This window comes from Sphaerisporangium rufum (assembly GCF_016863395.1).
In the GTDB taxonomy this organism is placed as follows: Bacteria; Actinomycetota; Actinomycetes; order Streptosporangiales; family Streptosporangiaceae; genus Sphaerisporangium; species Sphaerisporangium rufum.
In genome coordinates this window covers 1-25,991 of record NZ_BOOU01000067.1, presented here as the reverse complement: position 1 = coordinate 25,991, position 25,991 = coordinate 1, and the positions used below count along the sequence as shown (strand labels likewise).

Sequence of the window (25,991 nt, the reverse complement as noted above, 5' to 3'; positions counted from 1 at the left end):
CGCGAGACTTCTGGGGCCGGAGGCGCTCCGGCCCCGGAAGTCGCTCAGCCTGACTTCAGCAGGCGGTCGCGCAGTGCCCGCCGGTCGGGCTTGCCGGCGGGGTTGAGCGGGATGTACTCCACCACGAGCAGCGATTCGGGGTGCTTGCGCTTGTCGAGGCCTTGCGCGGTGAGATGCGCGCACAGTTCGGGGAGGTCGACGGCCGTGCCGGGCCGCGCGACGAGGCATACGGCGAGCCGCTCGCCGAACACCGGGTCGGGTATCCCCAGGCAGACCGCTTCGGCCACCCCGGGATGGGTGGCCACGGCTCGCTCGACCTCGGCGGGACTGATGTTGAGTCCTCCTCGGATGACGATCTGCTTCAGCCTGCCCACCAGACGCAGACGTCCGTGCTCGTCGATCAGTCCCAGATCACCGGTACGTACCCAGCCCTCAGCGGTTCGGTAGCGCTGGTTCATTTCGGGTGCCCCCACGTAGCACATGGGGGTCATCGGACCCCGGGCGATGATCTCTCCCACCGGATCGTCGTTTCCGAGGGGATCGATGCGGATGTCCGTGACCCGCGGATCCGGTGAGCCGACGACGGTGCCGGGTCCCGCCGCCGGCGGCTCCGGCCGCAGGCCGCCGTGGCAGTTCACCCCGTCGGCCGAGCCGTACAGGTTGACCACAGGACAGCCGAACCGCTCACGGGCCGCCGTGGCGGTCGGGGGGTCCAGGTCGGCGCCGCCGAGGACCAGCGCGGTCATCGGCGGCATCGGCTCGGGCGCCGGTTCGGTGAGCATCTTGCGGACCATGGTCGGCACGGCCAGCACGTGGGTGGGCCGGTGGTCGCGGATCGCGGCCAGAGCGCGCCCGGGATTGAAGTGATCGAGCAGCACCAGCGTGCCGCCGTGCCTGGCCATGGTCACGGCGGTGCCGTTGCTGCCGAAGGCGGAGGCCAGCGGGACCAGGAACAGGCACCGCGGCGGACGGCCGTCCTCCATCAGCGTGGCGAGGAAGTTGCCGCGCCCGCCGGCCAGCGCGTTGTGTGAATAGGCGATCATCTTGGGGTCGGCCTCGGAGCCGGAGGATACGAGGATACGGGCGGCCTCGTCGGGATCGGGCCGGGCCGGGACGAACCCCGGGTTGTGCCCGGCCGTCAACTCGGTCCATGGCACGCTGCCCGCGGGCGCGTCGCCCGGTCCGGCCGCGACGACGAGCCGCAGCGCGGGCAGCCGCTCCCTCGCCGCCACCAGATCGGCCGCATGCCGGACGCCCCGGTGGTCGGAGGCGGCGATGACGGCCCTGGCTCCGGAGCGACCGAGCAGCGAGACCGCTTCGCAGACGTCTCGGCCGACGGGGAAGGGGAGCACCACGGCGCCCAGGGCGGCCAGCGCCAGGTCGGCGATCACGGCGTCCGCGCTGTTGGGTAACTGGACTCCGACGACGTCGCCCTCGCATACGCCGAGCGCCCGCAGGCTCGCCGCCGCGGAGCGGGCGAGCATGTCGAGTTCTGCATAGCTCAGGTGTCCCGCCGCGTCGACGACCGCGCTCCGGCCGGGATCGGCGACGCGGTGTGCCCGGAAGAGCGCGTACAGGGCGAGATCGGGGTAGGTGCCCTCGGCGGCCCAATTCCGGCGCAGCGTGGCCGGGACGAGGTCGATCAACTGAGTGGTCATGAGAACCTCCAGGGGGTCGGCACGACAAGAGCGCCGTGCGCGTCACGGGTGAGGGCCGCGGCGAAGCGCGGGTCACCGGTCACGGCGTCGAGAGGGGCCGTCACCGCCGTGGCGCGAACGCCCTCGGCCCTGAGGGAGCGGACCGCCTGCGCCGTGGCGATTCCGCCTAGGTCGCTCAGCCGGCCGCGGGGACCGATGAGTTCCTGCGCGCCGGCGGCATCGTCGTCGGCGACGGCGACCCAGCCGTCGGCGGCGCCCAGGGGACGCCGGAACCCCTCCGGGGCACGGGGCCGTTCACCTCGGGCCGCCCGGCGCAGCGCGGGTGCGATGAGCATCTCCGCCGCACCCAGCAGCGAGGAGTCCACCCGCACGCCCCGCCGCTCCCGTTCGCGCAGCAGGAGCCCGGCCAGCACGGCCTCGGCCCCGATGAGACCGCCGAAGACGTCGAGCAGCGTCATCAGAGACGGCGCCGGGTCCTCGCCCGCGGGCCGCACGGCCTCGGCGAGTCCCGAGCGGGCTTGGACCATGAAATCGGTGCCCAGCGGCGCGCCGGGCAGCCGTCCCGCCCAGCCGCTCGTGTACGCGTACACGAGGCGGGAGTTGACGGCCGACAGATCGCCGCCGTCGAGGCCGAGGCGCTCGGCGGTGCCGGGAGCCCAGTTGTGCAGGAAGACGTCGGCGCCGGCGACCAGGTCGAGCAGTTCGGCACGTCCCGCCGCCGACTTGATGTCGATCTCGATGGCTTTCTTGCCCCGGTTGAGCGCAAGCCAGCGCGCCGACAGTCCGCCGCAGGTAGGCGGCATGCCCCTGAGCGGGTCGCCACCGGGCGGCTCGATCCTGATGACGTCGGCTCCGAGCATGCGCAGGACGCAGGTCGCCAACGGGGCCTGGATACGCCGGCCGGCCTCCACGACGGTGAACCCGGCGAGCGGCCGGGCGATGTCGGCGGAGGCCGGCCGGCCGGCCGCACCCGCCGTGGCGCCCGCTCCGAGCAGGGACAGCTGCCAGGGCGCGTTCGCGGGCGGATCGGTCAGGCGGTCGACGAGCCGGGTGAGAGCGCACAGCGATATGCCGGACCGATCCGCGGCGGCCCGTACGTCCTCCCAGGTGTGCGCTCGCGCCCGCGCGTGCAGTTCGGGCGGCAGGGGGCAGCACGCGGTGGCGTACCGGAACTGGAAGGACCGCCAGGCGGCGCCCGCGAGGCGCTCGGTCGTTCCGAGGTACTGCCAGAACGCCACCCATACCCGGGAGTCAAGCGTCTCGACCTCGAAGGCGATGCCGTCGGAGGTGGTGAACGGCGGCCCGCCCGGGTCGAGCGGCACCGCCTCGTCCTCCTCGGCCGCCGCGCAGGCCAGATACTGGCCCACGGCGAGGAGCCCGGCCAGGTCCACGGCGGTGCGCACGCGCTGCACGGCCAGGCCGCGAGACCGGCCGAGCAGAATCGCCAGCAGCCCTTGTGATGCCAGGACTCCGGCGGCCATGGAGAGGTAGTCGACCGCGAGCCCGCGGGGGGTGCCGTCCCGGCGGCCGTGCACGTGCGCGACTCCGGTGGCCGCCTGCGCGGTGGCCTCGTCGGTCACCTCCTCCGCCGGCGCGACGCCGGCCCAGGCGATCTCCGCGCTGATGCTTCCGTCCACCGCGGTGAGCGTCACGACCCCATCGCTCCCGGCCCGCGTCCCTTCGAGGTCGGGTACTCCCAGCAGGTGGAGCCGGCGCGCGATCGTCGAGGTGAGCGCGGGCGGGCCGCCCGTACGCATCACGGCGCCGGTGAGCGGGAGGGCCGATCGAATCGCCTCGGGATGTGCCATGACTCTCCTTCCCCACGGTGAGGCCCCGCGAGCTGTGCATGCCCCGGGTGGGAACTCGTCGGCGTCTTTCGGCGACGTGTCCCGTGGAGGAGTCGTACGGATATTTCGCCGAGTTCCCGGAATGCCTGGAAGGTTGCAATGTCGGACTTTGAATGGGGCGAACCGGCCTGCCCGCCGCATGTCCGCCCACTGCGCGAGCGAGTGAGCGCGTTCGTCCGCGATCGGATCGTCCCGCACGAGGACACGTTCGATTCCGGTGGCAGGCGCGCCCGGGACCTGACCGAGCGGCTCGGCCGGCAGGCTCGGACCGAGGGTCTGTGGGGACTGGCGCTCCCGCGCGACCTGGGCGGGGCGGGACTGTCCCTGCTGGAGTACGCGCACGTGGCCGAGGCGGAAGGCGCCAGCGACCACGGCCCCGCCGTGCTCGGCGGATCGGCGCTGCTCGACCTGGTGACCCTGGCCGGGCACGACGCCTACCGCGAGCAGGTCGCCGACGGGCGGCTGTCGCTGTGCAACGCGATGACCGAGCCGGGCACCTCTGGATCCGACCCGGCCCTCACCACGACCCGCGCTACCCGGGAGCCCGATGGCTCTTGGACATTACGCGGCGGCAAGTGGTTCGTCAGCGGAGTCGCCGGTGCCGGCCTCGCCGCCGTGCTCGCCCGTACGGCCGGCGCGCCACCCGACAAGAACGGACTGTCGGTGTTGCTGGTCTCCCCGTCCTCGCCGGGATTTCGGGTGGTGCGCGAGTTGCCCGTCCTCGGTGCCGGTGGTCAGTGGGAGATCGCCTTGGACGGCGTGCGCGTGCCGGCCGACCACCTCGCCGGTGAGGAGGGCGAAGGCCTGCGCGTGGTGGCGCGGCGCGTACGGCTCAGCCGTCTCCTTCGGTGCCTCCGCTGGCTGGGCCAGGCCGAACGCGCCTTCACCCTCATGTGCGGGCGAGCCCGTGACCGGCGGACCGCAACGGGACGGCTGGCCGATCACCAGCTCGTTCAGCAGCTCGTCTTCGACGCGCTGCTCGCCATCAGGACGACCCGGCCGCTCGTCTTCGAGGCCGTCGCCCGCCTGGACGCGGGGCTGGACGCGAGAACGGAGACGGGCCTGGCCAAGGTCGCGGCCGCCCGCATGTTGCGGCAGGTGACCGATGCGGCCATCCAGGTCCACGGTGCGGAAGGACTGGGGCCCGACACCGCGCTACCAAGGCTGTTCCGCACCGGCCGGACGGCCGGCATCCTCGACGGACCCGATGAGCTGCACATCACGGCGACGGCCCGCCGGGTGCTGCGCGACGGTCCTGGAAGGTTCGGCGGGTCGGCGGAAGTGGCACTGCCGGAGGCTGCTGCCAACGAGCGTAAGGCCGGAGACGCCGGCAGCGGCGTCAGTACCGGCGCCCATCGCGAACGCGCGGAACCGCCCGAACCGGCGCGGCGGCGTCATTGACACCTGCCCGGCCGTGGCGTCCGCCTTCCGGGAACGGCCCGGGCCGGCCCACGTCTCTTACTTGGTCGCGTTCTCCAGCGTGCCGCGCAGGCAACTGGAGGTGAGGCCCGGCCGGGCCGGGCGCCGGTCGATCGGCGGCGTCTGACCCGAGACGACCTGGCGGAGGTTAGGCACGCGCCGGGCGAAATGGCGCAACCGCCCGGTTGCTCCAGCTATTGAACGGTTGATCGTGGCCGCATGGCGGGCCGGGCAGCAGCCTTGGCAGGCGGCGATCGAGCCCGTACCGTCGTCCCGTTCCGCTCCGCCCGGCCGCGCTCGTGGCGGGCGCCGCGCCTGCCGGCCTGCACCTGCTCGGCGCGGAGGAGAGCGCCGGCCACCGAGTCCACGACCACTTCAGGATGAGCAGATGACGAGACCGATGCGTGCCGCCCTCGCACTCGCGACGCTCACCACCGCCCTGGCGGCCGGCGCTCCCGCGCACGCGGCCTCGGCCCCCGCGGCCTTCATCCGGGTGGACCAGGTGGGCTTCGCGCCGGCCGAGGCCAAACACGCCTACCTGATGACCGCCAAGACGGGTACCGGCGCCGCCGGCCGCTTCAGCGTGGTGGACCGCCACGGACGCACGGTCCTGGCCGGGACGACCGGCCGCGACCTGGGCGCCTGGAACGCGCGCTACCCGCACGTCCACGACCTGGACCTGACCCGGCTGCGGGCCCCCGGCGCCTACCGGGTCAAGGTGGGTGCGGTGACCTCCCCGGAGTTCGAGGTGGCCGCCGGGCTGCCGGCCGCCCCGGCCCGCCGGATCGTGGACTTCTTCGGCCTCCAGCGCGACGGAGCGGCGGCGCGGGGCGGGCCGAGCCACCTGAACGACCGGGCGGCCTCGGTCTACGCCTGGCCGAAGTTCACCGGTCCGGACACCGACCAGATCAAGGGCGGGTTGACCAGAATCGGCGGCGGCCCGGTGGACGCCGAGGGCGGCTGGTTCGACGCGGGCGACTACCTCAAGTTCACCCACATCCTCTCCTACGTGGACACCCTGCTGTGGGCCGCGGAACGGGACGGCACGCATGTCCCGCACCTGCGCGCCGAGGCCGCCCACGGCCTGCGGTACCTGGAAAAGATGTGGGACCAGAAGACCAGGACGCTGTACATCCAGGTCGGCATCGGCGCGGGCGACAAGGCGGGCACCTTCGCCGGCGACCACGACATCTGGCGGCTGCCGCAGGCCGACGACGCCGCCAAGGGCGGCAGGAGCCGGTTCATCCGGCACCGGCCGCTGTTCCGCGCCGCCGCCCCCGGCAAGCCGATCAGCCCGAACCTCGCCGGTCGCACCGCCGCCGCGTTCGCGCTCGCCGCGCAGCTGGAGCCGTCCCGCAAGCGGGCCGAGGAACTGCTGGACAAGGCCGCCTCCGTCTACGCCATGGCGAAGACCACCGGCGTCGGGCGGCTCGTGACCTCGCTCCCGCACGCCTTCTACCCCGAGAGCGTCTGGCGCGACGACATGGAGCTGGGCGGTGCGCAACTCGCGCTCGCCGCGCGGCGCCTCGGCGACCCGCGCGCCGGCCGCTGGCTGGCCCAGGCCGCGCGCTGGGCCGCCGAGTACCTCGGCAAGGAGACCGGCGACACGTTCAACCTGTACGACGTGAGCGCGCTGGCGCACACCGACCTGATCAGGGCCATCCGCCGGTCCGGGACAAGTGGCCTGGCCGTGTCCGAAGCCGGCCTGGTCGCCGGGCTGCGCGCGCAGCTGGAGACGGGCGCCCGGCGCGCCGCCGCCGACCCCTTCCGGGCCGGGGCCGACTACGCCGAGTTCGATTCCGTGCCGCACGCCTTCGGCCTGGCCGCCACCTCGCGACTGTACCGGTCGGTGACCGGCGACCGCTCCTACGACGCCTTCGGCACCGGCCAGCGGAACTGGGCGCAGGGTACGAACCCGTGGGGCGTGTCGTTCATCGCCGAGGTCGGGGAGCACTCGATCGCCTGCCCCCACCACCAGATCGCCAACATCACCGGCAGGCCCGCCGCGGGCGCGGTGGTGAACGGCCCCAACGGCGCCAAGCTGTTCGCCGACGGGCTCGGCGAGCGCTTCGACGAGATGCCGCCCTGCCCGCCCGGCAAGGTCGACCGGTACAAGAGGTTCACCGGGCGGGGCAGCCGCTTCGTGGACGACGTCCGCTCCTGGCAGACGTCCGAGCCGGCCGACGATTTCGCGGCCGTCGCCCTGTACGCGCTGACCCTGACGTCGCCGAGGTGATCCCCGGACGGACGTCACCGCCGGCGAAGTGGCCGGATACGGCGAACCACGCAGGACGATGGGAGGATGGCTGTCGATCGACCAATGAACCGTCAGCGCTGCATCACCTGGAACACGTCCCACCACCCTCACAAGCTGTGGCCGGTCGGTGGCTTCGAGGAGGCCTAATGGCGACCAGCCCCATCGGGGCCGGGAGGCCGAAAACCCGCGGTACCGTGCTCAACAGCATCCGGAAGGCACGCACCATCAGCCGGGTCGAGCTCGCCGCCAGTACCGGAGTCACGGCGGCGACCATCACCCAGGTCGTCCGTGAGCTCATGGACCTTGGGCTGGTCCTGGAGGTCGGGCGCGGCGTATCGACCGGCGGCAAGCCTCCGACGCTGCTGCAGCTCAATCCGCATGCGCGGTACGCCGTGGGCATCTTGTTCGAACGCAACATCTGCGTCATCGTCATCGTCGATCTGACGGGGCGGCAGGTGGCGAGGACCTCCTTCCCCGGCACGGCGTTGCTGCCTCCGGAGCAGGCCCTCTCCCTGGTGGCCTCGCGAGTGGACGCCCTGCTCGACACCGCCGGGGTCGATCGAGGCAAGGTGCTCGGAGTGGGGCTGGCGACCTACGGGCCGCAAGACCGGGAAGCGGGCGTGCTGCTCACTCACCAGCCGACCGCGGAATGGTTCGGCTACCCGGTCGCGCCGCGCCTGTCGGAGATCCTGGGCCAGCCGGTGCTGCTCGACAACGACGCGGCGGCCGCGGCGATCGGCGAGCACTGGCTGGGCGCGGTGGAGCAGGACACCTTCGGCTGCCTCTACATGGCCAGCGGACTCGGCGGGGGCGTGGTCGTCGACGGCGAGGTGTACCGCGGTGTCTCCTCCAACGGTGTCGAGATCGGCCACATCACCATCGACATCAACGGAGAACTTTGCGCTTGCGGTAACTACGGCTGCCTGGCGAACTACGCGGAGCCCGCCGCCGTGATCGGCCAGGCGCTGGAGGAGCCGAGCCTCGGCCGGCGACTGGGGCTCAGTCCGGCCGCCACCGACGTCCTGCCCGGGTTCGCGCGGATCGCGACCGCCGCCATCGCCGGAGACCCTACGGCGCGCGCCCTCATCGAGCGCTCCGCCCGCCACCTCGGCACCGCCGCCGTCACCCTGACGAGCCTGTTCGACCTTGATCTGATCGTGCTCGCCGGCCCCAGTTTCGCCACGGCCGGACCGATCTACCGGTCAGTGATCGAAGAGGAGGTGCAACGGCGTACCTTCGCCCGGCGGGCGCACCCGGTGCGCGTGGTCACCTCGGTCAGCGGATCGGACGCGGCCGCGATCGGCGGTGCCGTACTCGTCCTGCAGAGCGAGATGGCCTCCCTGCAACTGGACGCCCGGGCCTGACATCGGCGGGTGGTCGCTCACCGCCGGCGCCGGCCCCTGCCGAGCGTGATCGGACAGAAGCGGGTCACCGGGTCCGGTGGACGACCGCGGCGCCGAGGGGGGCCAAGGTGATCTCTCCGGCGGCCGGGGCGCCGGTGAGAAGGTCGGTTCCCGGGCGGTCCAGGGAAACGGTGACCGGGACGTCAGGGTGGTGGTTGAGCAGGAAGAGGTGTTCGTTCCGCTCGTCCTCCCGTACCGTGCATTCGACGTGCGCGGGGACGCCGGGGAAGGGATCCGCCACGCCGGAGCTCCGCACGGCGTCCAGCACGACGGCGTCGAAGGCGGCGTCCTCCAGGAGGGTCGCGAGGTAGACGACCCGTCCGGAGCCGTAGGAGTTCGTGACGACCGCGGCGCGCCCCGCCAGCGGCCCGTCGGCGTACGTCGCCAGCGCGCTGCCGGTTTCGAGATGGATGTCCTCACGCCACCAGCTCGCGGTGGCGGTCCGTCCGTCGGCGAACCGGACCGCGAACCGCTCGCCGGGACGCGCCGGCCAGTATTCGTCGATCTTCGCCCCGATCAGCCGGCGGAAGGCCCCCGGATACCCGTCGGGGCGGACCCGGTCGCACTCGTCGGCGACGCCGGAGAAGAAGGACATCACCACCGTGCCGCCGGCATGGGCGAACTCGGTGACGGCCGCGGCCCCCTCGTCGTCGATCAGATACGCGTTGGGGACGATCAGGACCTGGTACGGATTCAGGTCGCTCTTGGACGACACGACGTCGACCGGGTGGTGGTGCTCCCACAGCGGCCGGTGGTGGCGCAGGACGACGCCGGTGTAGTCGAAGTCGTTGCGGGGCAGCCGCCCGGTGTCCTCAAGCCCCCACCGGCCGTCCCAGTCGAACAGGATCGCGACGTCCGCGCGTCGCGTGGTCGTGCCCGCCACCGGGGCGAGGAGTCCCAGCTCGCGGCCGAGGCCGGCGACCTCGCGGAAGGTCCGCGAGTCCGGGCCGGAGTGCGGAACCATCGCGGAGTGGAACCGCTCCTGCCCGCCCCGGGCGGCCCGCCACTGGAAGAACATCACCGAGTCGGAACCGCGTGCCAGTGCCTGCAGCGAGCCGAGCCGCATCCGCCCGGGCTCCCTGACCAGGTTGACGTCTCTGGAGTTGATGGCGCTCGCGGCCTGCTCCATGACCATCCACGGCCGGCCGGCTTTGAGCGAGCGGCACATGTCGTAGTGGAAGGCGGACGATATGTGTGCGTCGGGGTGGCCGGGGTCGGGATAGATGTCGAGGGCGGCGACGTCCTGCTCGGGCGCCCACTTCCAGTAGTCGGCGTGCGGATAGCAGGGCATCAGGTTGGTCATGATGGGGATGTCGTCGCGGAAGGAGCGGAGGATGTCGCGCTCGGCGAGGTAGCACTCGAGCAGGGCGTCGGAGGTGAAGCGCCGGAAGTCGAGGCGGCGAGCGGGGTTCATCCAGACGCCCATGACGTTGGACACCTCGATCTGCGCCCATTCGGTGTAGACCTGGCCCCAGAAGCGGGTGGTCCAGGCGTCGTTGAGGGTGTCGAGGTCGTGATACCTGCGCCGGAGCCAGCGGCGGAAGCCGGCCGCGGCGGCTTCGCTGTAGGAGGTGGGGCCGTACTCGTTGTTGACGTGCCACATCGCCAGGGCCGGGTGAAAGGAGTAGCGCTCGGCGAGCCGGGTGGCGATGGTCGCCGCGTAGTGACGGTAGATGGGGGAGGAATGGTCGAAGTGCTGGCGGCTGCCCAGGCCGAGCGGCCGGCCGTCCTCCATGATGGGGACCACTTCCGGGTGCAGCCGGGTGAGCCAGGCGGGCGGCGCGGCGGTGGGGGTGGCCAGGTTGACGCTGACACCGCCCTCGTGCAGGAGGTCCATGACTTCGTCGAGCCAGTCGAACTCGTACCTTCCGGGCTCCGGTTCGATCGAGACCCAGGCGAAGATCCCCAGCGAGACCAGGTTCACCCCGGCCGCGCGCATGAGCCGGACGTCCTCCCGCCAGGTGGCGCGGTCCCACTGCTCGGGGTTGTAGTCGCCTCCGTAGGCCAGGCCGCCGAGCCGGCTCCGGAAGGCGTCCATGCGTGGGTCGGCCATATGGCACTCCTCGGTGAGTCGCCGCGCTTCGGTGGCGACGGATCATGACAGGGCGGTGGAGATCAAGCGGTGCGTGATGAGAACCGGGCGAGGCCAGGGCGTTCGGGTGGCCGGGCGCGGGCTCTGGGACGGTATTCGCCGGAAGGGCCCGGCCATCACGGTCCGATGGCCGGGCCCGGCGCGGTCACCTGCGGTCGGGACAGATGGTCACGCGTACGGGTTCTGGGTGAGCAGGTGGGCCCGGTAGCCCACCCCGATGCCCGGCTCGGGGGTGCCGTCGTAGTCCTTGATCAGCACCGCGCCGCTGCTGCAACCCCACGGGCTCCAGGTCCAGGCCAGGTACGAGACGCCGTTCTTGTCGGCCCACCTGGTGAGCCGGTCCATGTAGTCGTAGCCGCAGTTGTCCGCGCCGAACTCGCCGGTCACCACGGGGACCTTCGCGGCGAGCGGGGCGATCTGGCTGTCCCAGCAGGCTTCGTTGGAGCAGTAGTTGAAGCTGTAGGAGTGCCACGAGGCGACCAGATTGCCGGTCGGGTCGTTCGGCTTGTACTGCAGCCACTGGCTCAGGTCGTTGCTCCAGGCGAGGCCGCCGACCATGACGATATTGGTCGCCCCCGTCGCCCGGACGGCGTCGACCAGGCTCTGCATGCCCGCGACCTCGTAGGTGAAGCCGGGGCAGTTCCCGCCGTCGCGCAGGCACTTCCAGCCCGAGGTGGTGTCGCCGGTGCCGTACTCCGGCCACGGCTCGTTGAACAGGTCGAAGACGACCGCGTCGTTGCCCTTGAAGGCGTTCGCCACGCCGGTCCAGAACTGCGGGGCGTACTTCGCGTCGGGCATCGGCTTCTGGCAGGTCGCCGTGGTGTCCGTGCACGCCCAGGAGACGCCGGTGAACTGTCCCCAGTTCCAGTGCAGGTCGATGATCGGCGTGATGCCGTTGGCGACCAGCAGGTTCGCGTAGTCCTTGACGTCCTGCTGGTAGGCGGCGCCGCCGGGCGAGCCGTTCGTGCCGAGCCAGCACTCCTCGTTGAGCGGGATGCGGACGGCGTGGATGTTCCAGGTCTTCATCGCGTCCACCGAGGCCTGGTCCACCGGGCCGAAGTCCCAGGTGCCCTTGCCCTGGACGCAGGCGTACTCGCCGGCGGAGCGGCTGACGCCGAGCAGCCGGTAGGCCTTGCCCTCCGCGGTGACGATCTTGTTGCCGGACACCCGCAACCGCGGCGCGGGACCGGTCGGCGGCGTCGGAGTGGGGGTGGGGGTCGGCGTGGGAGTGAGGGTGGGGGTGGGGGTGGGGGTCGACGTGCCGCCGCCGCACGCCACACCGTTGACCTTGAACGCGGTGGGCGCCGGGTTGGCTCCGGCCCACGCGCCGATGAAGCCGATGGACACCGAGGCGTTGCCGGCCAGGGCGCCGTTCCAGCTCATGTTCCGGGCGGTGACGTGCGTGCCGGACTGCGACCAGTCGGCGCTCCAGCCGTTGTTCACGCGCTGCCCGGAGTCGGGGAAGTCGAACTCCAGCGTCCAGCCGGTCAGCGGATCGCCCAGATTGGTGATCGAGACGTCACCCTGGAAGCCGCCCTGCCACTCGCCGGCGACCTTGTACTTCACCGAACAGCCGCTGCCGGCGGCGGAGGCCGGCGGGCTCACGAGCGCGGCACCCACGGCCACCAGGCCGACGGCCGCCGCCGCGGCCAACGCGACGCGATGTTTCATGGATCTCCTCCTGCTACCTGGTGGATCCGGGGATCTGCCGCCTCACGACTGGATCCGATGGTCGTAGGCGGGGGCCTCGCCGGCTGCCACGACAGCCGCCGCATCGATGTCGAGAGACCGGCCACGCGCCTCCGGGTTCGGCGAGGCGGCGGCCAGCAGCCGGGTGTAGGGGTGCCGTGGGTCGAGGATGACCTCGTCCGCCGGGCCGCGCTCCACGACCCGGCCTCGGTAGAGCACGAGGATGTCGTCGGAGAAGTGCCGTGCGGTGGCCAGGTCGTGGGTGATGTAGAGGACGGCCAGGTTCTCCTCGCGTTGCAGGCGCGCCAGCAGGTTCAGCACGCCCAGCCGGATGGAGACGTCCAGCATGGACACGGGTTCGTCGGCCACGATCACCCTCGCCCCCGGCGCGAGCGCGCGAGCGATGGCGACCCGCTGCCGCTGGCCGCCGGACAGCTCGTGCGGGCGGCGGTGGGCGATGTCGCGTGCGGGCAGGTTGACCCGTTCCAGCAGTTCGGCGACCTTCTTGCGGGCATCGGCGCCGGCCCGGGCCCGCCCGTGCAGCAGCAGTGGCCGGATCAGATGGTGCTCGATGGTGTGGAAGGGGTTCAGCGAGGAGAACGGGTCCTGGAAGACCATCTGCACCTGGTCGCGATAGTCCCGGTCGGGCACCCGGCCGCCGCCCTCGTCCGTCATGACGACCTGTCCGGCGGTGGGCCGTTCGAGCCGGGCGATGATCCTGGCGATCGTGGACTTGCCCGAACCCGACTCGCCGACCAGGGCGACCGTACGGCCGGGTGTGAGCGTGAACGACACGCGGTCCACGGCCCGCAGCCGCCGGCCGCGCAGGCCGTCTCGGATGCGGAAATCCTTGACGAGATCCTTGACGTCGAGCGTGGTCACCGCGCACCTCCGGTGGCCTCACCGGAGCGGACGAACGCGCCGCGCTCCCCGGTGAGGCTGGGAAACGATTCGAGCAGGCGCCGGGTATAGGCATGGCGGGGTCCGGCGAGGATCTCCTCGGTCGCCGCGCACTCGACGATCTCCCCGCCCAGCATCACGGCGATGCGGTCGCTCACCTCGAGGAGGAGCGGTAGATCGTGGGTGATGAGCACGATCGCGAACCCCAGTTCGTCACGCAGGCGCAGGATCTCGCGGAGGATGCCTCGCTGTACCACCACGTCCAGGGCGCTGGTCGGCTCGTCCATGATCATGACCTGCGGATCTAGCAGCATGGCCATCGCGATCATGACGCGCTGTCGCATGCCGCCGGACAGCTCGTGGGGATAGGAGCGCAGCCGTGCCGGGTCCACACCCACCAACTCCAGCGACCTGGCACAGCGCGCCCGGCGATCGCTCCGCGACAGGTGGGGGCGGTGCGTGGCGAGTACGTCCTCCAGTTGCGCTCGGATCGTCATGACCGGGTTCAGCGAGTTCATCGCTCCCTGGAACACCACCGACAGCTGGGACCACCGGAAGGCGCGCAGCTCGCCGGGCGGCAGGGCGAGCACGTCCACGTCCCCGCCGTCCCGGTCGTGAAAGGTGACCGACCCCGCGGTGACCTGCGCCGGCGGCCGGTGCAGGCGGTTGATCGCGTACGCGAGCGTCGTCTTCCCGCTGCCCGACTCACCCGCCAGGCCCAGAATCTCGCCCCGCCGTACCTCCAGCGACACGTCCTTGACCGCCGGCACCGCGTTCCCGTAGGTCACCGAGAGGTTCCGCACGCTCACCGCGGTGTCCGGCGCGGGCCGCTCCACCGGTGCCGGGGCGCGCCGCCGCTGCCGGATCCGGCGCGGTACGGTGCGCAGCTTGGGGTCGATGATCTCGTCGATGCTGAAGTTGACCAGTGCGAGACCGCACCCGAACAGTGCGATGATCAGGCCCGGCGGCACGAACCACCACCACGCGCCGCGTTGCAGCGCGAAACCGTTCTGGGCGTAGTAGAGCATCGTGCCGAGGGTGGAGGAATTCGAGGCGCCGAGCCCGAGGAACGACAGGCCCGCCTCGGAAAGGATCGCCGCGATCACCGAGAACACGAACTGGGAGGCCAGCAGCGGCAGGAGGTTCGGCAGCATCTCGACGACGATGATCCGCCACGCCGGCTCCCCCGCCACGCGGGCGGCCAGGACGTACTCCCGGTTGCGCAGCGTCAGCGTCTGCGCGCGAAGCACCCGGGCCGCCCCGGCCCAGCCGGTGACCGCGAGCACCACCGCGATGGTCCACGCGCCTCGCTGCTCGGGCGGCACGAACGCGGAGATGACGATGACCAGCGGGAGGCCGGGGATCACCAGCATCACGTTGGAGAACAGCGAGAACGCCTCGTCCACCGCGCCGCCGACGTAGCTGCCCACGATGCCGAACAGCGCCGACAGGACCGTGGCCATCACGCCGACGAGCACGCCGATGTAGAGCGAACCCCTGGTCGCGTACGCGATCTGGGCCAGTACATCCTGGCCCAGCTGCGTGGTGCCGAGGAGATGGCCTCCGCCGGGCGGAGCCAGTCCGATGTCGTTGATCGCGCCCGGCTCGCCGACGAAGAGCGGGCCGGCGACGCCGAAAAGGGCGATCGCGGCGATCAGGGCGAGCCCGGTGACCAGCTTGGGCGACGACCGGGGCAGCACGGCGCGCCGGGGCGCCGGGGAATCCGGACCGAGATCGGTCATGCGTTCGCTCCCGCGCGGGTCCGTGGGTCGATGACGCTGTAGAGCAGGTCGACCACCAGGTTGGCTCCGAGCACCGCCACGGTCGTGACCAGGAAGATGCCCTGCATGAGCGCGTAGTCGTTGTTCTGCACGGCCTCCAGCAGCTTCGAGCCGATGCCGGGATAGGAGAAGACCTGCTCGGTGACGATGGAACCGGCCACCACGAATCCGAGGGAGATGGCGAACCCGGCGATCGACGGCAGCGCCGCGTTGCGGGCGGCGTACCAGATCATCACGCGCCTGTTCGGCAGCCCTTTCGCGGTGGCGGTGAGCACGTAGTCCTCGGACAGCGTGGACACCATCATGTTGCGCATTCCCAGCAGCCAGCCGCCCACCGACGAGATCACGATCGTCAGCGCGGGCAGGACGCCGTGATGGACGGCCGAGCCGAGGAAGTCGAGGTTCCACCCGGGGGTGAAGTCGACGTCGTAGCCGCCGATGAGCGGGAACCAGCCCAGCGCGGAGCCGAGCACGGCGACGAGGACGAGCGCCAGCCAGAAGTACGGCACCGCCGCCAGCACCGTGGTGGCGGGCACCAGCGCGTCGAGCCAGGTGCCCCGCCGCCATCCCACCAGCATCCCGAGCCCGGTGCCGACCAGGACCGACAGCACCGTCGCGATGCCCACCAGCACGACCGTCCAGGGCAGGGAGGTGGCGATGACCTCCGAGACGGGCACCGGGTAGGCGCTGACCGAGATCCCGAAGTCGCCGTGCAGCATGTTGCCGAGATAGGACAGATACTGTCTGGCCAGCGGCTCACCCGTGTCGGTGCCGAGCAGCAGTTCGTAGGCTCTGCGGGCCTCGGGGTTCACCGAGCCGCCCCGCTGCTGCAGCTTCGCCATCAGGATGCTCACCGGGTCGCCGGGCATCATCCGGGGGATGAAGAAGTTCAGCGTGACCGCCGCCCACAGGGCGGCCAGGTAGAAACCGAACTTGCGGAGGTAGTACCGCATCGGATCACTTGCCGGTGGGCTTGAGCCGGAGGTAGATCTCCGAGGCGTCCGGCGCCTGCCAGGCCGCCGGGAAGGCGTACAGGTCCTCCTTGGCCGGCCAGCCGGTGAACTTCCCGGCGTTGTAGATGTTGATCGTCCCCTGGGTGAGCAGCGGGATGTAGGGCATCGCCTGCTCGATGCGCGTCTGGATCGTGTCGAAGTACGGTTGCCGCGGAGCGGTGTCCGATATGTCGATCTTCTTCAGTTCGGCGAGGGCCTTGTCCACCTCAGGATCGGAGAAGCGGCTGACATTGTTGCCGGCCGCCCCGCCGACCTTGTCGGTGCTGTCGGTGCTGTAGAAGTAGCTGTAGACGTAGAACGGGTCGGCGGCCGGGCCCTGGAACAGCGAGTCGAGCATCAGTTGGAAGTCGCCGCGCTGTCGCGCACCGGCCCATTCGTTGTACGACAGCTGTTGCGCGGTGACCTTGATACCGGACTTCGCCAGCTGCTGGCTCAGCGTGTCGGCCGCGGTGATGTAGTCGGTCCATCCGGCGACCGTCTTGAGCGTCAGCTTGACGGGCTTGCCGTCCTTGGCGTAGATCCCGTCGGCGCCCTTCGCGTAGCCCGCACTTTCGAGGATCTGCTGCGCCTTGGCCGGATCCGGCTGCATCGGCGCGACCTTGTTCTGCAGCCGGCCGGACATCACCGCCTGGTCCCGCTGCACCAGCGCCATGCTCGGCGAGATCTCGGCGCTGGTGTTCTCGAAGGCCAGCGCGTTCAACTGGGTCCGGTTGACGGCGTAGTACATCGCCTGGCGGACGGCGGGGTCGGTCTGCGGGCCCTTGCATCCCAGGTCGGCGTTGGCGCAGGTGTCCATCACCATCTGGTTCAGCGGGGTGATGATCAGCTTGTACCCGGGGTAGCTCTGTTCCACGTTCGCGATGTCCGGCACCGGTCCGGTCTGCCAGTCGATCTGGCCCGCCTTGAGGGCGGTGGCGCCGGACTGGTTGCCCGACAGCGAGGGGAAACGGATCTTCTTCACGGCGGGTTCGCCGTCCCGGTAGCCGGGGTTCGCCTTCAACGTGAACGCCTGGGGCTTGAGATCGTCGACCAGGTAGGGCCCGGTGCCGACGGCCTCTCGGAGCTGCTCCTTGGTGGGGTCCGGGAAGTCCTTCCACTTGTGCTCGGGCACGATCCAGATCCGGCCGAGTATCTGCGGGCCGTCCAGGAAGGACGGCTCATCGAACTTGATCACTACGTGGGTGTCGTCGGTGGCGGTCGCCTTGCCCCGGTAGCCCGTGTTGTTCAGGGCCTTGTACTTCGCGATCATGTTCAGGGTGAACACGACGTCCTTGGCGGTGAACGGCCGGCCGTCGGACCAATTGACGCCGCTGCGCAGCGTGATCGACAGCTCCGTGCCGTCGTCGTTCCAGGAGAAGCTCTCGCCGAGCCGGGGCCGGGGCGCCTCGTTGCGGACGATGTTGTAGAAGAACAACGACTCGAAGATCATGCCCCCGCCGCCGAGGGAACCCGGCAGGTAGGGGTTGAAGATGGGCTGGATGTCGCCGGTCGCGCCGGTGTAGACCACCAGGGGCTTCGAGGCTCCCGCCGAGCCCCCGGCTCCGGACGACGCTCCGGCCGCCTGTCCCGGTGCACCCGCGGACGAGGAGCAACCGGCGACGACTATGGACGCGGCGAACCCGGCGGCTACGCGGGTGAACGCGCGTGGGGTCTTCATGGACATGGCAGCTGGTCCTCTCGAACGATGGTGAGCATTGTTAGTTCGTCCACTTAAGTAAGTCAATGCCCATGGAAGTTTCAGCGGAGGTGGTACGGCCGGTTCCCCGGCTCCCGGCGGTCGCGCCGGGCTGGTACGGCTCGCCGTGGCGGGCGGATCCGCGGCCTGGCCGGGCGGTGAGTGCGGCGGCGAGGGCGCGGCCGCACCTGAGCGAACGGTCCGCCACCTGGGCGCCATCAGGGCCGGCGGGTACGGGCGGCCATGCCGGCCGGCCGGTGCCACGGTCGGCCGGACCCGCGATCTCGGCGTTCCGCCGGCACCTTCTCCCGGCAGGGCACTTGACTAACTTCAGTAACTTACCTAAGAAATACTCCTGAGATCGTAGTGCCGGTATCGGGGAGAAGAGGGCGAATGATCCGCGAGATGTTGCAGGAAGGGTGGCACCTGCGGGCAGCCGGAGAGGACATCCCGGATACCGTCGCCGGCCGCGACATCCCGGCGCGGGTGCCGGGCGGCTCGCACCTCGACCTCATGGCGGCCGGCCTCATCCCCGACCCGTACCTGGACCGGAACGAGGCCGAACTGGTGTGGATGCACCGCGCCGACTGGACGTACACGACGACCTTCCAGACCCGGGCCGGGCGGGCCGGAGAGCGGGTCGACCTGGTATTCGACGGCATCGACACGGTCGCGACGGTACGTCTCAACGGCAGGCCGCTCGGCCGCACCGCCAACATGCATCGCGGATATCGCTTCGATGTGGGCGAGATACTGCGGGACGGCGCGAACGAACTCGTGGTGGCGATCCACTCCGCCCTGAACCATGCCGAGCAGATGGAGGAGACGCTGGGTTCGCGCAAGCGCGCATACCCGCATCCCTACAACGCCATCCGAAAGATGGCCTGCTCATTCGGCTGGGACTGGGGCCCCGACCTGCAGACCGCCGGCATCTGGAAGCCGGTACGGCTGGAGCGCTGGCGCACTGCCCGGCTCTCCCAGGTACGCCCGCTGGTGACCGTGGACCCGGACGGCGCCGGCCGCGTCGAGGTCCACGTGGAACTCGACCATGCCGGCGACGGTGACTACAGCATCACGGTCGACGTGGGAGACCGCTCCGAGCAGGAGCCGGTATCCGGCGGCGCGGCCACCGTCACCGTGCTGGCACCGCAGGTGCGGTTGTGGTGGCCGGCCGGCTACGGCGACCAGCCGTTGTACGACCTGACGGTCACGCTCCTCCACGAAGACCGGCCGGTGGACGTCGTGCGGCGCCGCGTCGGCTTCCGCACGATCACCCTCCAGACCGAGCCCGACCACATCGGCAGCGGGTTCACCTTCGTCGTCAACGGCAGGCCCGTCTTCGCCAAGGGCGCCAACTGGATTCCCGACGACCACTTCCTCACCCGCGTCGACCGTGAGCGGATCGGCCGCCGGGTCGATCAGGCCGTGGCCGCGAACATGAACATGCTGCGCGTCTGGGGCGGCGGCATCTACGAGAGCGACGACTTCTACGACGTCTGCGACGAGCGAGGCGTGCTCGTGTGGCAGGACTTCCCCTTCGCCTGCGCCTTCTACGCGGAGGAGGAGCCGCTGCGGAGCGAGGTCGAGGCCGAGGCGCGCGAGAACGTCACCCGCCTGGCCTCCCATCCCTCGCTGGCACTGTGGAACGGCAACAACGAGAATCTGGAGGCCTTCGAGGAGTGGCCCGGCTGGCGCGACACGCTGCAGGGGCGCACCTGGGGGCTCGGCTACTACACCGAACTGCTGCCAAGGATCGTGGCCGAGCTCGACCCCACCAGGCCATACGCGCCCGGCAGCCCTTACGGGCCCGCCGGCCTGCCGCCGAATGGCGACGATCACGGCACCAGGCACGAATGGGCCGTCTGGAACTCGGCCGACTACACGCACTACCGCGACCGCGTCCCGCGCTTCTGCGCCGAGTTCGGCTTCCAGGGACCGCCCACCTGGCGCACCCTGACCAGGTGGATCCACGACGAGCCGATGACGCCGGCCTCCCCGGGATTCCTGCTCCACCAGAAGGCCGAGAACGGGAACCTCAAGCTCGACCGGGGGATGGAACCGCACCTTTCCGTGCCCACCTCCTTCGAGGGCTGGCACTGGGCGGCACAGCTCAACCAGGCCCGCGCCGTCGCGTTCGGCATCGAGCACTTCCGCTCCTGGTGGCCGCGCACGGCCGGGGCGCTGGTGTGGCAGCTCAACGACTGCTGGCCGGTCACGTCCTGGGCGGCCGTGGACGGCGATGAACGGCCCAAGCCCCTCTACTACGCCCTCACGCACGCCTTCGCACCCCGGCTGCTCACCGTCCAGCCAAGGGACGGCCGGACCATGCTGATGGCCGTCAACGACCACGACGAGACCTGGACGGGGACGGTGGTCGCGATCCGGCAGACGTTCGCCGGAAACGTGCTGGCCGGCGCCGATCTGCCCCTCGCCGTACCACCCCGCTCGGTGGCGTCCGTCGAATTGCCCGGCGACCTGCTCGAACCGGCCGACGCCGAGCGAGAGGTGCTGGTGATGGCCGCCGGCGCCGTCCGCGCCTGTCACCTGTTCGCGGAGGACCGAGACCTGGCGTACGAGCCCGCGTCGCTCACCACGACCGTCGAGAGGGTGCCCGGCGGCTATCGGGTCGGGGTGCGGGCGGTCTCCTTCACCCGCGATATCGCACTGCTGCCCGACAAGGTCGCCGCCGACGCGGTGGTGGACGACATGCTGGTCTCCCTGCCGGCCGGACGATCACACACCTTCCTCGTGCGAACCTCCGCGGTGCTGGACGACCCGTCCGCCCTCGCCGCTCCCGGCGTGCTGCGCAGCGCCAACGAGCTGACGGGTCTGGAGCTTTGATGATCGTCCTGTCCGCGGACGACGTCGGCGTCGTCCTCGACCTCGCCGGCCCGTGTACGCCGCGCGTGTTGCACTGGGGTGTCAACCCAGGACCGCTCACCTGGCTTCCGCCGGTGCCCGGCCAGGACGTGGTGCCGAGCCAAGGCGACGGCTGGTTCGGCCGGCCGGTCCTGTCCGGACGCCACGACGGCGGCTGGCGGCCCCCCCGGTTCACCCTGGCCCAGGCCGTCACCGTGCGCGGAAGCCGGGTCGAGGCCCTTGCCACGGACCCCGGCTGCGGGCTGGACCTGGCCACCGAGATCGAGCTGACGCCGCAGGGTGTGCTGCGGATGCGGCACACACTCCTCAACACCGCCACCTCGCCGTACACGCTGGACCGCCTGGCCTGCCTTATGCCGCTGCCCGCACAGGCCGGGGAGGTGCTCGACTTCGCCGGCCGCTGGGCCAGGGAGCGGTCTCCGCAGCGGGCGCCGCTGCGGCAGGGCGCCTGGTCACGAGAGAACCGCCGCGGTCGGACCTGGTTCGACGCCGGCCCGCTCATCGCCGGCACTCCGGGGTTCGGGTTCCGGACCGGCGAAGTGTGGGCGGTGCACGTCGCCTGGAGCGGTAACCACGTCCAGTACGTCGAACGGCTCCCCGAGGGGAACGGCGTGCTCGCCGCCGGCGAGTTGCTCGAACCCGGCGAGGTACGACTCGGCCAAGGGGAGTCGTACAGCACGCCGTGGGTGTACTTCGCCACCTCCGACGCCGGTCTGGACGGGCTGAGCCGCCGGTTCCACGCCATGGTGCGCGCCCGGCCGACCCACCCGAGGTCGGCGCGTCCGGTGACGATGAACACCTGGGAGGCGGTCTACTTCGACCACCGTGAGGACCGCCTGCTCGCGCTCGCCGACGTCGCGGCGGAGGTGGGTGCCGAGCGGTTCGTCGTCGACGACGGCTGGTTCCGCCACCGCAGGAGCGACGACGCGGGTCTCGGTGACTGGTACGTGGACGAGACCGTCTGGCCGAACGGCCTCCACAAACTGGTCCACCGGGTGCGCGAGCACGGCATGCAGTTCGGGCTGTGGCTCGAACCTGAGATGGCGAACGTCGACTCCGACCTGGTCCGTGCCCATCCGGACTGGCTGCTGGCCGACTCGCGGCGCTGGCCGCTGCCCCGGCGCGACCAGCACACCCTTGACCTGGCGCGCCCCGAAGTGTACGCCTACCTGCTGGACCGGATCGGCGACCTGGTGGCCGAGTACGGAATCGACTACATCAAGTGGGATCACAACCGCGACCTGGCCGAGCCCGTGCACGAAGGCGTGCCCGGTACTCATACGCAGACCGAGGCCGTCTACCGGCTGCTGGACGATCTGCGCGACCGGTTCCCCACCCTGGAGATCGAGTCGTGCTCCTCCGGCGGCGCCCGAGCCGACCTCGGCATCCTGGAACGCACCGACCGCGTCTGGGGCTCGGACAACCTCGACCCCATCGAACGGCAGCACATCCAGCGCTGGACCAGCCTGCTGCTACCGTACGAGTTGATCGGCTCGCACGTCGGCTCCCCCTCGTCCCACCTCACCGGGCGCGCCACCACGCTCGATTTCCGGGCCGCCACCGCCTTGTTCGGACATGCCGGGATCGAGGCCGACATCACCGCGTGGCCCCCTGCCGAGCGGGCCGCGCTGGCCGGGTGGATCGCCCTGTACAAGGAACTGCGCCCGCTGCTGCACACCGGTGAGGTGGTGCGGGCCGACCATCCCGACCCCGCCGCGTGGGTCCACGGCATCGTCGCGCTCGACCGGAGCCGGGCCGTGTACGCCTACGTGCAGTTGGAGACCACCGTCGAAGAGCGGACAGCGCCGATGCGACTCCCGGGCCTCGACCCCGACGCGGAGTACGTCGTCGAGGTCATTCCCGGCCAGGTATCCGGACCGCCCGACCGCCGCCCCGACTGGGCGTCGGGTCAGATACGCCTCACCGGTCGCGCCCTCGCCGCTGTCGGCCTGCCCGCCCCGCGGCTCGCCGACAGACCGGGTACCGCCTTCCTGTTCCTGTGCCACCGCGTCTGATCCGCGGGGCGGCGGGGAAGTTCGAGCGGCAAGGTCACCGCGGGGTGGCAGTTGATGGCCGGACCGGCGAATCGTGATCAGAGCCGGGGGGCAGACGGGAGGCGAAGGCGATGTCGGCGTACGCCCACGGCCGGCCTGCCAACCCGCACAACGAAAAGTCCTGGTCACCGCTTCCGGCGACCAGGACCACATGGGTACCGGTTTGTGTCCGAGGGGGGACTTGAACCCCCATGCCCCGTGAAGGGCACTAGCACCTCAAGCTAGCGCGTCTGCCTATTCCGCCACCCGGACGTGGTGCCTGCACGGGAAGACGTCTCTCCGCGTCGGCTGCACTAGGTTAGCAAACTCCGGGCACTGCGTCATACCGCCATCTGGACAGGCCATGGGCGGGAAGGATGCCGGATGCGCCCTTGCGGGGTACGGCGGCAGGATGGGCAGGTGAGCCGGAATCCGACCCGAAGGAGCAGCCATGACCTCGTTCAACGGTGAGGAGGAGGTCGTCGGACTGTGCCGCGACCTGATCCGCATCGACACGACGAACGCCGGAGACAACGCGGGGCCTGGGGAGCGGGCCGCCGCCGAGTACGTCGCCGGCAAGCTGGCCGAGGTCGGCCTGGAGCCGCGGCTGCTGGAAAGCGACGACCGGCGGACCAGCGTGATCGCGCGCATCGAGGGCACCGACCCCGGCCGGGACGCGCTGCTGCTGCACGGGCACCTGGACGTGGTCCCGTTCAACGCCGGTGACTGGACGCATCATCCGCTCAGCGGGGAGATCGCCGACGGGTGCGTCTGGGGGCGGGGCGCGGTCGACATGAAGGACATGGACGCCATGATCCTCGCGGTGGTGCGGCAGCGCCTGACCGAGGGGCGCCGTCCGCCGCGTGACGTGGTGCTGGCTTTCACCGCCGACGAGGAGGCCGGCGGCGCGTACGGCGCGCAGTGGCTGGCCGAGCATCACGGCGACCTGTTCGAGGGGTGCACCGAGGCGATCGGCGAGGTGGGCGGGTTCAGCGTGTCGCTGGACGAGCAGCGGCGGCTCTACCTGATCGAGGCCGCGGAGAAGGGCATCGCCTGGATGAGGCTGACCGCCGCCGGGCGCGCCGGGCACGGGTCGATGTTGAACGCCGAGAACGCCGTCACCGAGCTCGCTGAGGCGGTGGGCCGGATCGGGCGGTACGAGTGGCCGGTCCGGCTGACGCCGACCGTGTCGGCCTTCTTCCAGGAGGCGTTCGGTATCGAGGTGGAGGCCGGGGACGCCGAGGCGACGGCCGCCAAGCTGGGCCCGCTGGCCCGCATGATCGGGGCGACGCTGAAGAACACCGCGAATCCGACGATGTTGGACGCGGGGTACAAGGCCAACGTCATCCCGCAGACCGCGACGGCGCACGTGGACGGGCGGTTCCTGCCCGGGTACGAGCAGGAGTTCTTCGCCACGATCGACGAACTGCTCGGCCCGAACGTGACGCGGGAGTTCGTGCACCACGACATCGCGGTCGAGACCGCTTTCGAGGGATCTCTGGTGCGGGCGATGTCCGAGGCGCTCCTCGCGGAGGATCCGTCGGCACGGGCCGTGCCCTACACGCTGTCCGGCGGTACGGACCTCAAGGCCTTCAGCCGCCTGGGCATCCGGGGCTTCGGGTTCGCTCCGCTCAAGTTGCCGGCCGACCTTGACTTCTCCGGCATGTTTCACGGGATAGACGAGCGGGTTCCGGTGGATTCGCTCAAGTTCGGCGTCCGGGTTCTTGACCGTTTCCTGGACGGCTGCTGACGAGTTCCTCGAAAAGTGGTTGCCATCACGTGGCGTACTGCTACGGTGACTTTCCGTTGAGGGGTTGGTTCCCGCGGCCGGCTCGTTCAGGGCGGGTCGGCCGAGGAGCTCGGGAGGTTACGTGGCACGCACACCGGAAGGGTGGACTCTGGGTGGATCATCCGCCCTCGTCCGGTGCGTGCCCGTAACCTTCCGGGGGGACCGGTCCGCAGCGATCATCGCGCGGGTGCGCCGGATGGCACGGGTCGTGGCCGGCCACCTGCTCGATCGGCTGCTCGCCGCCGGCGGCCTGATCCTCCTCGGCTGGCTGGCCGGTGTCGTGCTCGCCGTCGTCGGCGCGGATCCCGCCGCGGCGGAGGTCACCGTTCCGGCGGGTCGCGTCCCGGCCACCGAGGCCTCCCATGAAATCGGCGCCGCCTGGCAAGCGGCCGCCGACATGGAGGTCACCGATACTCGCGAGGTGCGCCGTCAAGGCTCCGCGGTTCCTCATGTCGCCCCCGGGCCGGCGTCGGCCGGCGGTTTCCCCACGGCGGGCGACAGTGCTCCGGCCGATGCCGGAGCGATGGTCGGGCGGCGCGTCGACGGGCTGACCAGCCAGTCGACGCCGGCCGCACCCGAGCCGGCGAGCGCCGACCATTCGGCGGGGGCGAACGGTTTCGTGCCCCGTGGTGGCGGCTCCGGCCCGTCCGGGCCGGCTTTCGGGGATGTCGCGCGGTCGGGGTTCGACCCGCGGCTCATGATCGCGCCCGCCCGGACGGCGAGCGCGACGATCCCCGTCGTCCGCCCGGCCGTGGACGATCCTTCTTTCTCCCCCGACTGATCGGGGCACCGAGCCGGCGCGGCCGTCCGGATCTCGTATCGGCCGCTTGACCGATGGTCCGCCCATCGATGGTGGACCGTGGCGGCCGGTGGAGATCCCACTGGCGACCTCCGCCGCCCCCGGCGGTGCCGTACGCGCGCGTGCCGTCTCATCTCACCTTTCTCCACCTTCCGGCCCTTCGTGACGGCCGTGGTCCGGTGGTGCGGTCCGTCGTGGGTCCGCCGGCCGTGCCGCATCCGACCGGTCGGCCGGCCCCTGAAAGCGCGACATGTCATGAAACATCCCCCCGAATCAAGGAGCATCTGTATGCGTACGTGGGCGAAGGGCTCCGCTCCCGCTGCTCTACTCGCACTGGCCGTGATGACGCTCGGCAACGGCCCGGCCCTGGCCGACACCGACGGTTCCGGCTCGGTCGGCGGCGGCAACCAGATCAAGGCCCCCATCACCCTTCCCGTCGACGTCAGCGGCAACGCGGTGGCCGTGCTCGGCGAGTCGACCGCGTCCTCGCGGGGCGGCGCGTCCGTCCAGGGCGGCGGGGACGGCGGCGCCGGCGGCAACCGGACCGACGGCCGGCACAGCGTGCTGGGCGGCAACCAGGTGGTCGCGCCGATCACCGCGCCGATCAACGCCTGCGGCAACGCCGTCTCCCTGGTGGGACGGTCGGACGCAGGCTGCGAGGGTGGCGCCTCGGTCCGCGGCGGCGGTGGTGGCGGTGCGGGTGGCAACCGGACCGACGGCCGGCACAGCGTGCTGGGCGGCAACCAGGTGGTCGCG

Annotated in this window: 16 protein-coding genes and 1 tRNA gene; 8 read left to right on the top strand and 9 right to left on the bottom strand. The window is 71.1% G+C overall.

The features are described from left to right. Window positions 1-44 precede the first annotated feature (44 nt). Together Sru01_RS24485 and Sru01_RS24480 are read right to left on the bottom strand one after the other, a co-directional pair. Window positions 45-1,658 carry a class I adenylate-forming enzyme family protein gene (locus Sru01_RS24485; protein ID WP_203990162.1) on the bottom strand — a complete coding sequence of 538 codons (1,614 nt, stop codon included), beginning with the start codon at window positions 1,656-1,658 and terminating at the stop codon, window positions 45-47. Continuing rightward, entirely contained in the window at window positions 1,655-3,466 is a 1,812-nt protein-coding gene (locus Sru01_RS24480) for a CoA transferase (RefSeq protein ID WP_203990160.1), read from the bottom strand. Before Sru01_RS24480 ends, Sru01_RS24485 begins: the two co-directional genes overlap by 4 nt. Window positions 3,467-3,604: 138 nt before the next feature. Here Sru01_RS24480 and Sru01_RS24475 point away from each other — a divergent pair, with 138 nt between their 5' ends. The 3 genes from Sru01_RS24475 to Sru01_RS24465 all read left to right on the top strand — a co-directional run bounded on the left by Sru01_RS24475 (window position 3,605) and on the right by Sru01_RS24465 (window position 8,545). Next, window positions 3,605-4,906, top strand: a complete 1,302-nt coding sequence (locus tag Sru01_RS24475) for an acyl-CoA dehydrogenase family protein (protein WP_203990158.1) — start codon at window positions 3,605-3,607, stop codon at window positions 4,904-4,906. A gap of 406 nt (window positions 4,907-5,312) precedes the next feature. Beyond that, window positions 5,313-7,160, top strand: coding sequence for a glycoside hydrolase family 9 protein (locus tag Sru01_RS24470; protein ID WP_239137705.1), 1,848 nt, complete (start codon window positions 5,313-5,315; stop codon window positions 7,158-7,160). A gap of 167 nt (window positions 7,161-7,327) precedes the next feature. After that, on the top strand, window positions 7,328-8,545 hold the full coding sequence (locus tag Sru01_RS24465; RefSeq protein WP_203990156.1) for an ROK family transcriptional regulator: 1,218 nt from the start codon (window positions 7,328-7,330) through the stop codon (window positions 8,543-8,545). Window positions 8,546-8,609: 64 nt separating this feature from the next. Here the strand turns inward: Sru01_RS24465 and Sru01_RS24460 are convergent, their stop codons facing one another. The 6 genes from Sru01_RS24460 to Sru01_RS24435 all read right to left on the bottom strand — a co-directional run bounded on the left by Sru01_RS24460 (window position 8,610) and on the right by Sru01_RS24435 (window position 17,566). After that, window positions 8,610-10,637 (bottom strand): beta-galactosidase, encoded by a 2,028-nt coding sequence (locus tag Sru01_RS24460; RefSeq protein ID WP_239137704.1) that lies wholly within the window; start codon window positions 10,635-10,637, stop codon window positions 8,610-8,612. A gap of 207 nt (window positions 10,638-10,844) precedes the next feature. Then, window positions 10,845-12,347 carry a cellulase family glycosylhydrolase gene (locus Sru01_RS24455; RefSeq protein WP_203990154.1) on the bottom strand — a complete coding sequence of 501 codons (1,503 nt, stop codon included), beginning with the start codon at window positions 12,345-12,347 and terminating at the stop codon, window positions 10,845-10,847. 42 nt (window positions 12,348-12,389) lie between these two features. Further along, on the bottom strand, window positions 12,390-13,247 hold the full coding sequence (locus Sru01_RS24450) for an ABC transporter ATP-binding protein (protein ID WP_203990152.1): 858 nt from the start codon (window positions 13,245-13,247) through the stop codon (window positions 12,390-12,392). Further along, window positions 13,244-15,007, bottom strand: a complete 1,764-nt coding sequence (locus Sru01_RS24445; protein WP_203990151.1) for a dipeptide/oligopeptide/nickel ABC transporter permease/ATP-binding protein — start codon at window positions 15,005-15,007, stop codon at window positions 13,244-13,246. The genes Sru01_RS24450 and Sru01_RS24445 overlap by 4 nt, the downstream gene beginning before the upstream one ends. After that, window positions 15,004-15,999, bottom strand: coding sequence for an ABC transporter permease (locus Sru01_RS24440; RefSeq protein ID WP_203990149.1), 996 nt, complete (start codon window positions 15,997-15,999; stop codon window positions 15,004-15,006). Before Sru01_RS24440 ends, Sru01_RS24445 begins: the two co-directional genes overlap by 4 nt. Window positions 16,000-16,003: 4 nt before the next feature. Further along, the gene (locus Sru01_RS24435; RefSeq protein ID WP_203990147.1) at window positions 16,004-17,566 is read right to left on the bottom strand and encodes an ABC transporter substrate-binding protein; all 1,563 of its coding nucleotides are present in this window, start codon (window positions 17,564-17,566) and stop codon (window positions 16,004-16,006) included. A gap of 561 nt (window positions 17,567-18,127) precedes the next feature. Between Sru01_RS24435 and Sru01_RS24430 the strand changes: the two genes are divergently transcribed. Beyond that, window positions 18,128-20,575 carry a glycoside hydrolase family 2 protein gene (locus tag Sru01_RS24430; RefSeq protein WP_203990145.1) on the top strand — a complete coding sequence of 816 codons (2,448 nt, stop codon included), beginning with the start codon at window positions 18,128-18,130 and terminating at the stop codon, window positions 20,573-20,575. Beyond that, window positions 20,575-22,629 carry an alpha-galactosidase gene (locus tag Sru01_RS24425; RefSeq protein ID WP_203990143.1) on the top strand — a complete coding sequence of 685 codons (2,055 nt, stop codon included), beginning with the start codon at window positions 20,575-20,577 and terminating at the stop codon, window positions 22,627-22,629. The genes Sru01_RS24430 and Sru01_RS24425 overlap by 1 nt, the downstream gene beginning before the upstream one ends. 205 nt (window positions 22,630-22,834) lie before the next feature. Here Sru01_RS24425 and Sru01_RS24420 read toward each other — a convergent pair. Beyond that, a tRNA-Leu gene (locus tag Sru01_RS24420) sits at window positions 22,835-22,920 on the bottom strand. Window positions 22,921-23,098: 178 nt separating this feature from the next. Here Sru01_RS24420 and Sru01_RS24415 point away from each other — a divergent pair. From Sru01_RS24415 to Sru01_RS36325, 3 genes are all read left to right on the top strand, one after another. Continuing rightward, window positions 23,099-24,397 (top strand): M20/M25/M40 family metallo-hydrolase, encoded by a 1,299-nt coding sequence (locus Sru01_RS24415; RefSeq protein WP_203990141.1) that lies wholly within the window; start codon window positions 23,099-23,101, stop codon window positions 24,395-24,397. Between the two features lie 235 nt (window positions 24,398-24,632). Continuing rightward, window positions 24,633-25,217 (top strand): hypothetical protein, encoded by a 585-nt coding sequence (locus Sru01_RS24410; RefSeq protein WP_203990139.1) that lies wholly within the window; start codon window positions 24,633-24,635, stop codon window positions 25,215-25,217. A gap of 306 nt (window positions 25,218-25,523) precedes the next feature. Next, window positions 25,524-25,991 (top strand): chaplin family protein (locus tag Sru01_RS36325; RefSeq protein WP_203990137.1); only part of this gene is annotated, 468 nt, incomplete at its 3' end.

Excerpts from the sequence above, each read along its gene's own strand:
- Sru01_RS24485 (WP_203990162.1), bottom strand. The coding sequence starts at position 1,658 with ATGACCACTCAGTTGATCGACCTCGTCCCGGCCACGCTGCGCCGGAAT.
- Sru01_RS24480 (WP_203990160.1), bottom strand. The coding sequence starts at position 3,466 with ATGGCACATCCCGAGGCGATTCGATCGGCCCTCCCGCTCACCGGCGCC.
- Sru01_RS24475 (WP_203990158.1), top strand. The coding sequence starts at position 3,605 with ATGTCGGACTTTGAATGGGGCGAACCGGCCTGCCCGCCGCATGTCCGC.
- Sru01_RS24470 (WP_239137705.1), top strand. The coding sequence starts at position 5,313 with ATGACGAGACCGATGCGTGCCGCCCTCGCACTCGCGACGCTCACCACC.
- Sru01_RS24465 (WP_203990156.1), top strand. The coding sequence starts at position 7,328 with ATGGCGACCAGCCCCATCGGGGCCGGGAGGCCGAAAACCCGCGGTACC.
- Sru01_RS24460 (WP_239137704.1), bottom strand. The coding sequence starts at position 10,637 with ATGGCCGACCCACGCATGGACGCCTTCCGGAGCCGGCTCGGCGGCCTG.
- Sru01_RS24455 (WP_203990154.1), bottom strand. The coding sequence starts at position 12,347 with ATGAAACATCGCGTCGCGTTGGCCGCGGCGGCGGCCGTCGGCCTGGTG.
- Sru01_RS24445 (WP_203990151.1), bottom strand. The coding sequence starts at position 15,007 with ATGACCGATCTCGGTCCGGATTCCCCGGCGCCCCGGCGCGCCGTGCTG.
- Sru01_RS24440 (WP_203990149.1), bottom strand. The coding sequence starts at position 15,999 with ATGCGGTACTACCTCCGCAAGTTCGGTTTCTACCTGGCCGCCCTGTGG.
- Sru01_RS24430 (WP_203990145.1), top strand. The coding sequence starts at position 18,128 with ATGATCCGCGAGATGTTGCAGGAAGGGTGGCACCTGCGGGCAGCCGGA.
- Sru01_RS24425 (WP_203990143.1), top strand. The coding sequence starts at position 20,575 with ATGATCGTCCTGTCCGCGGACGACGTCGGCGTCGTCCTCGACCTCGCC.
- Sru01_RS24415 (WP_203990141.1), top strand. The coding sequence starts at position 23,099 with ATGACCTCGTTCAACGGTGAGGAGGAGGTCGTCGGACTGTGCCGCGAC.
- Sru01_RS24410 (WP_203990139.1), top strand. The coding sequence starts at position 24,633 with ATGGCACGGGTCGTGGCCGGCCACCTGCTCGATCGGCTGCTCGCCGCC.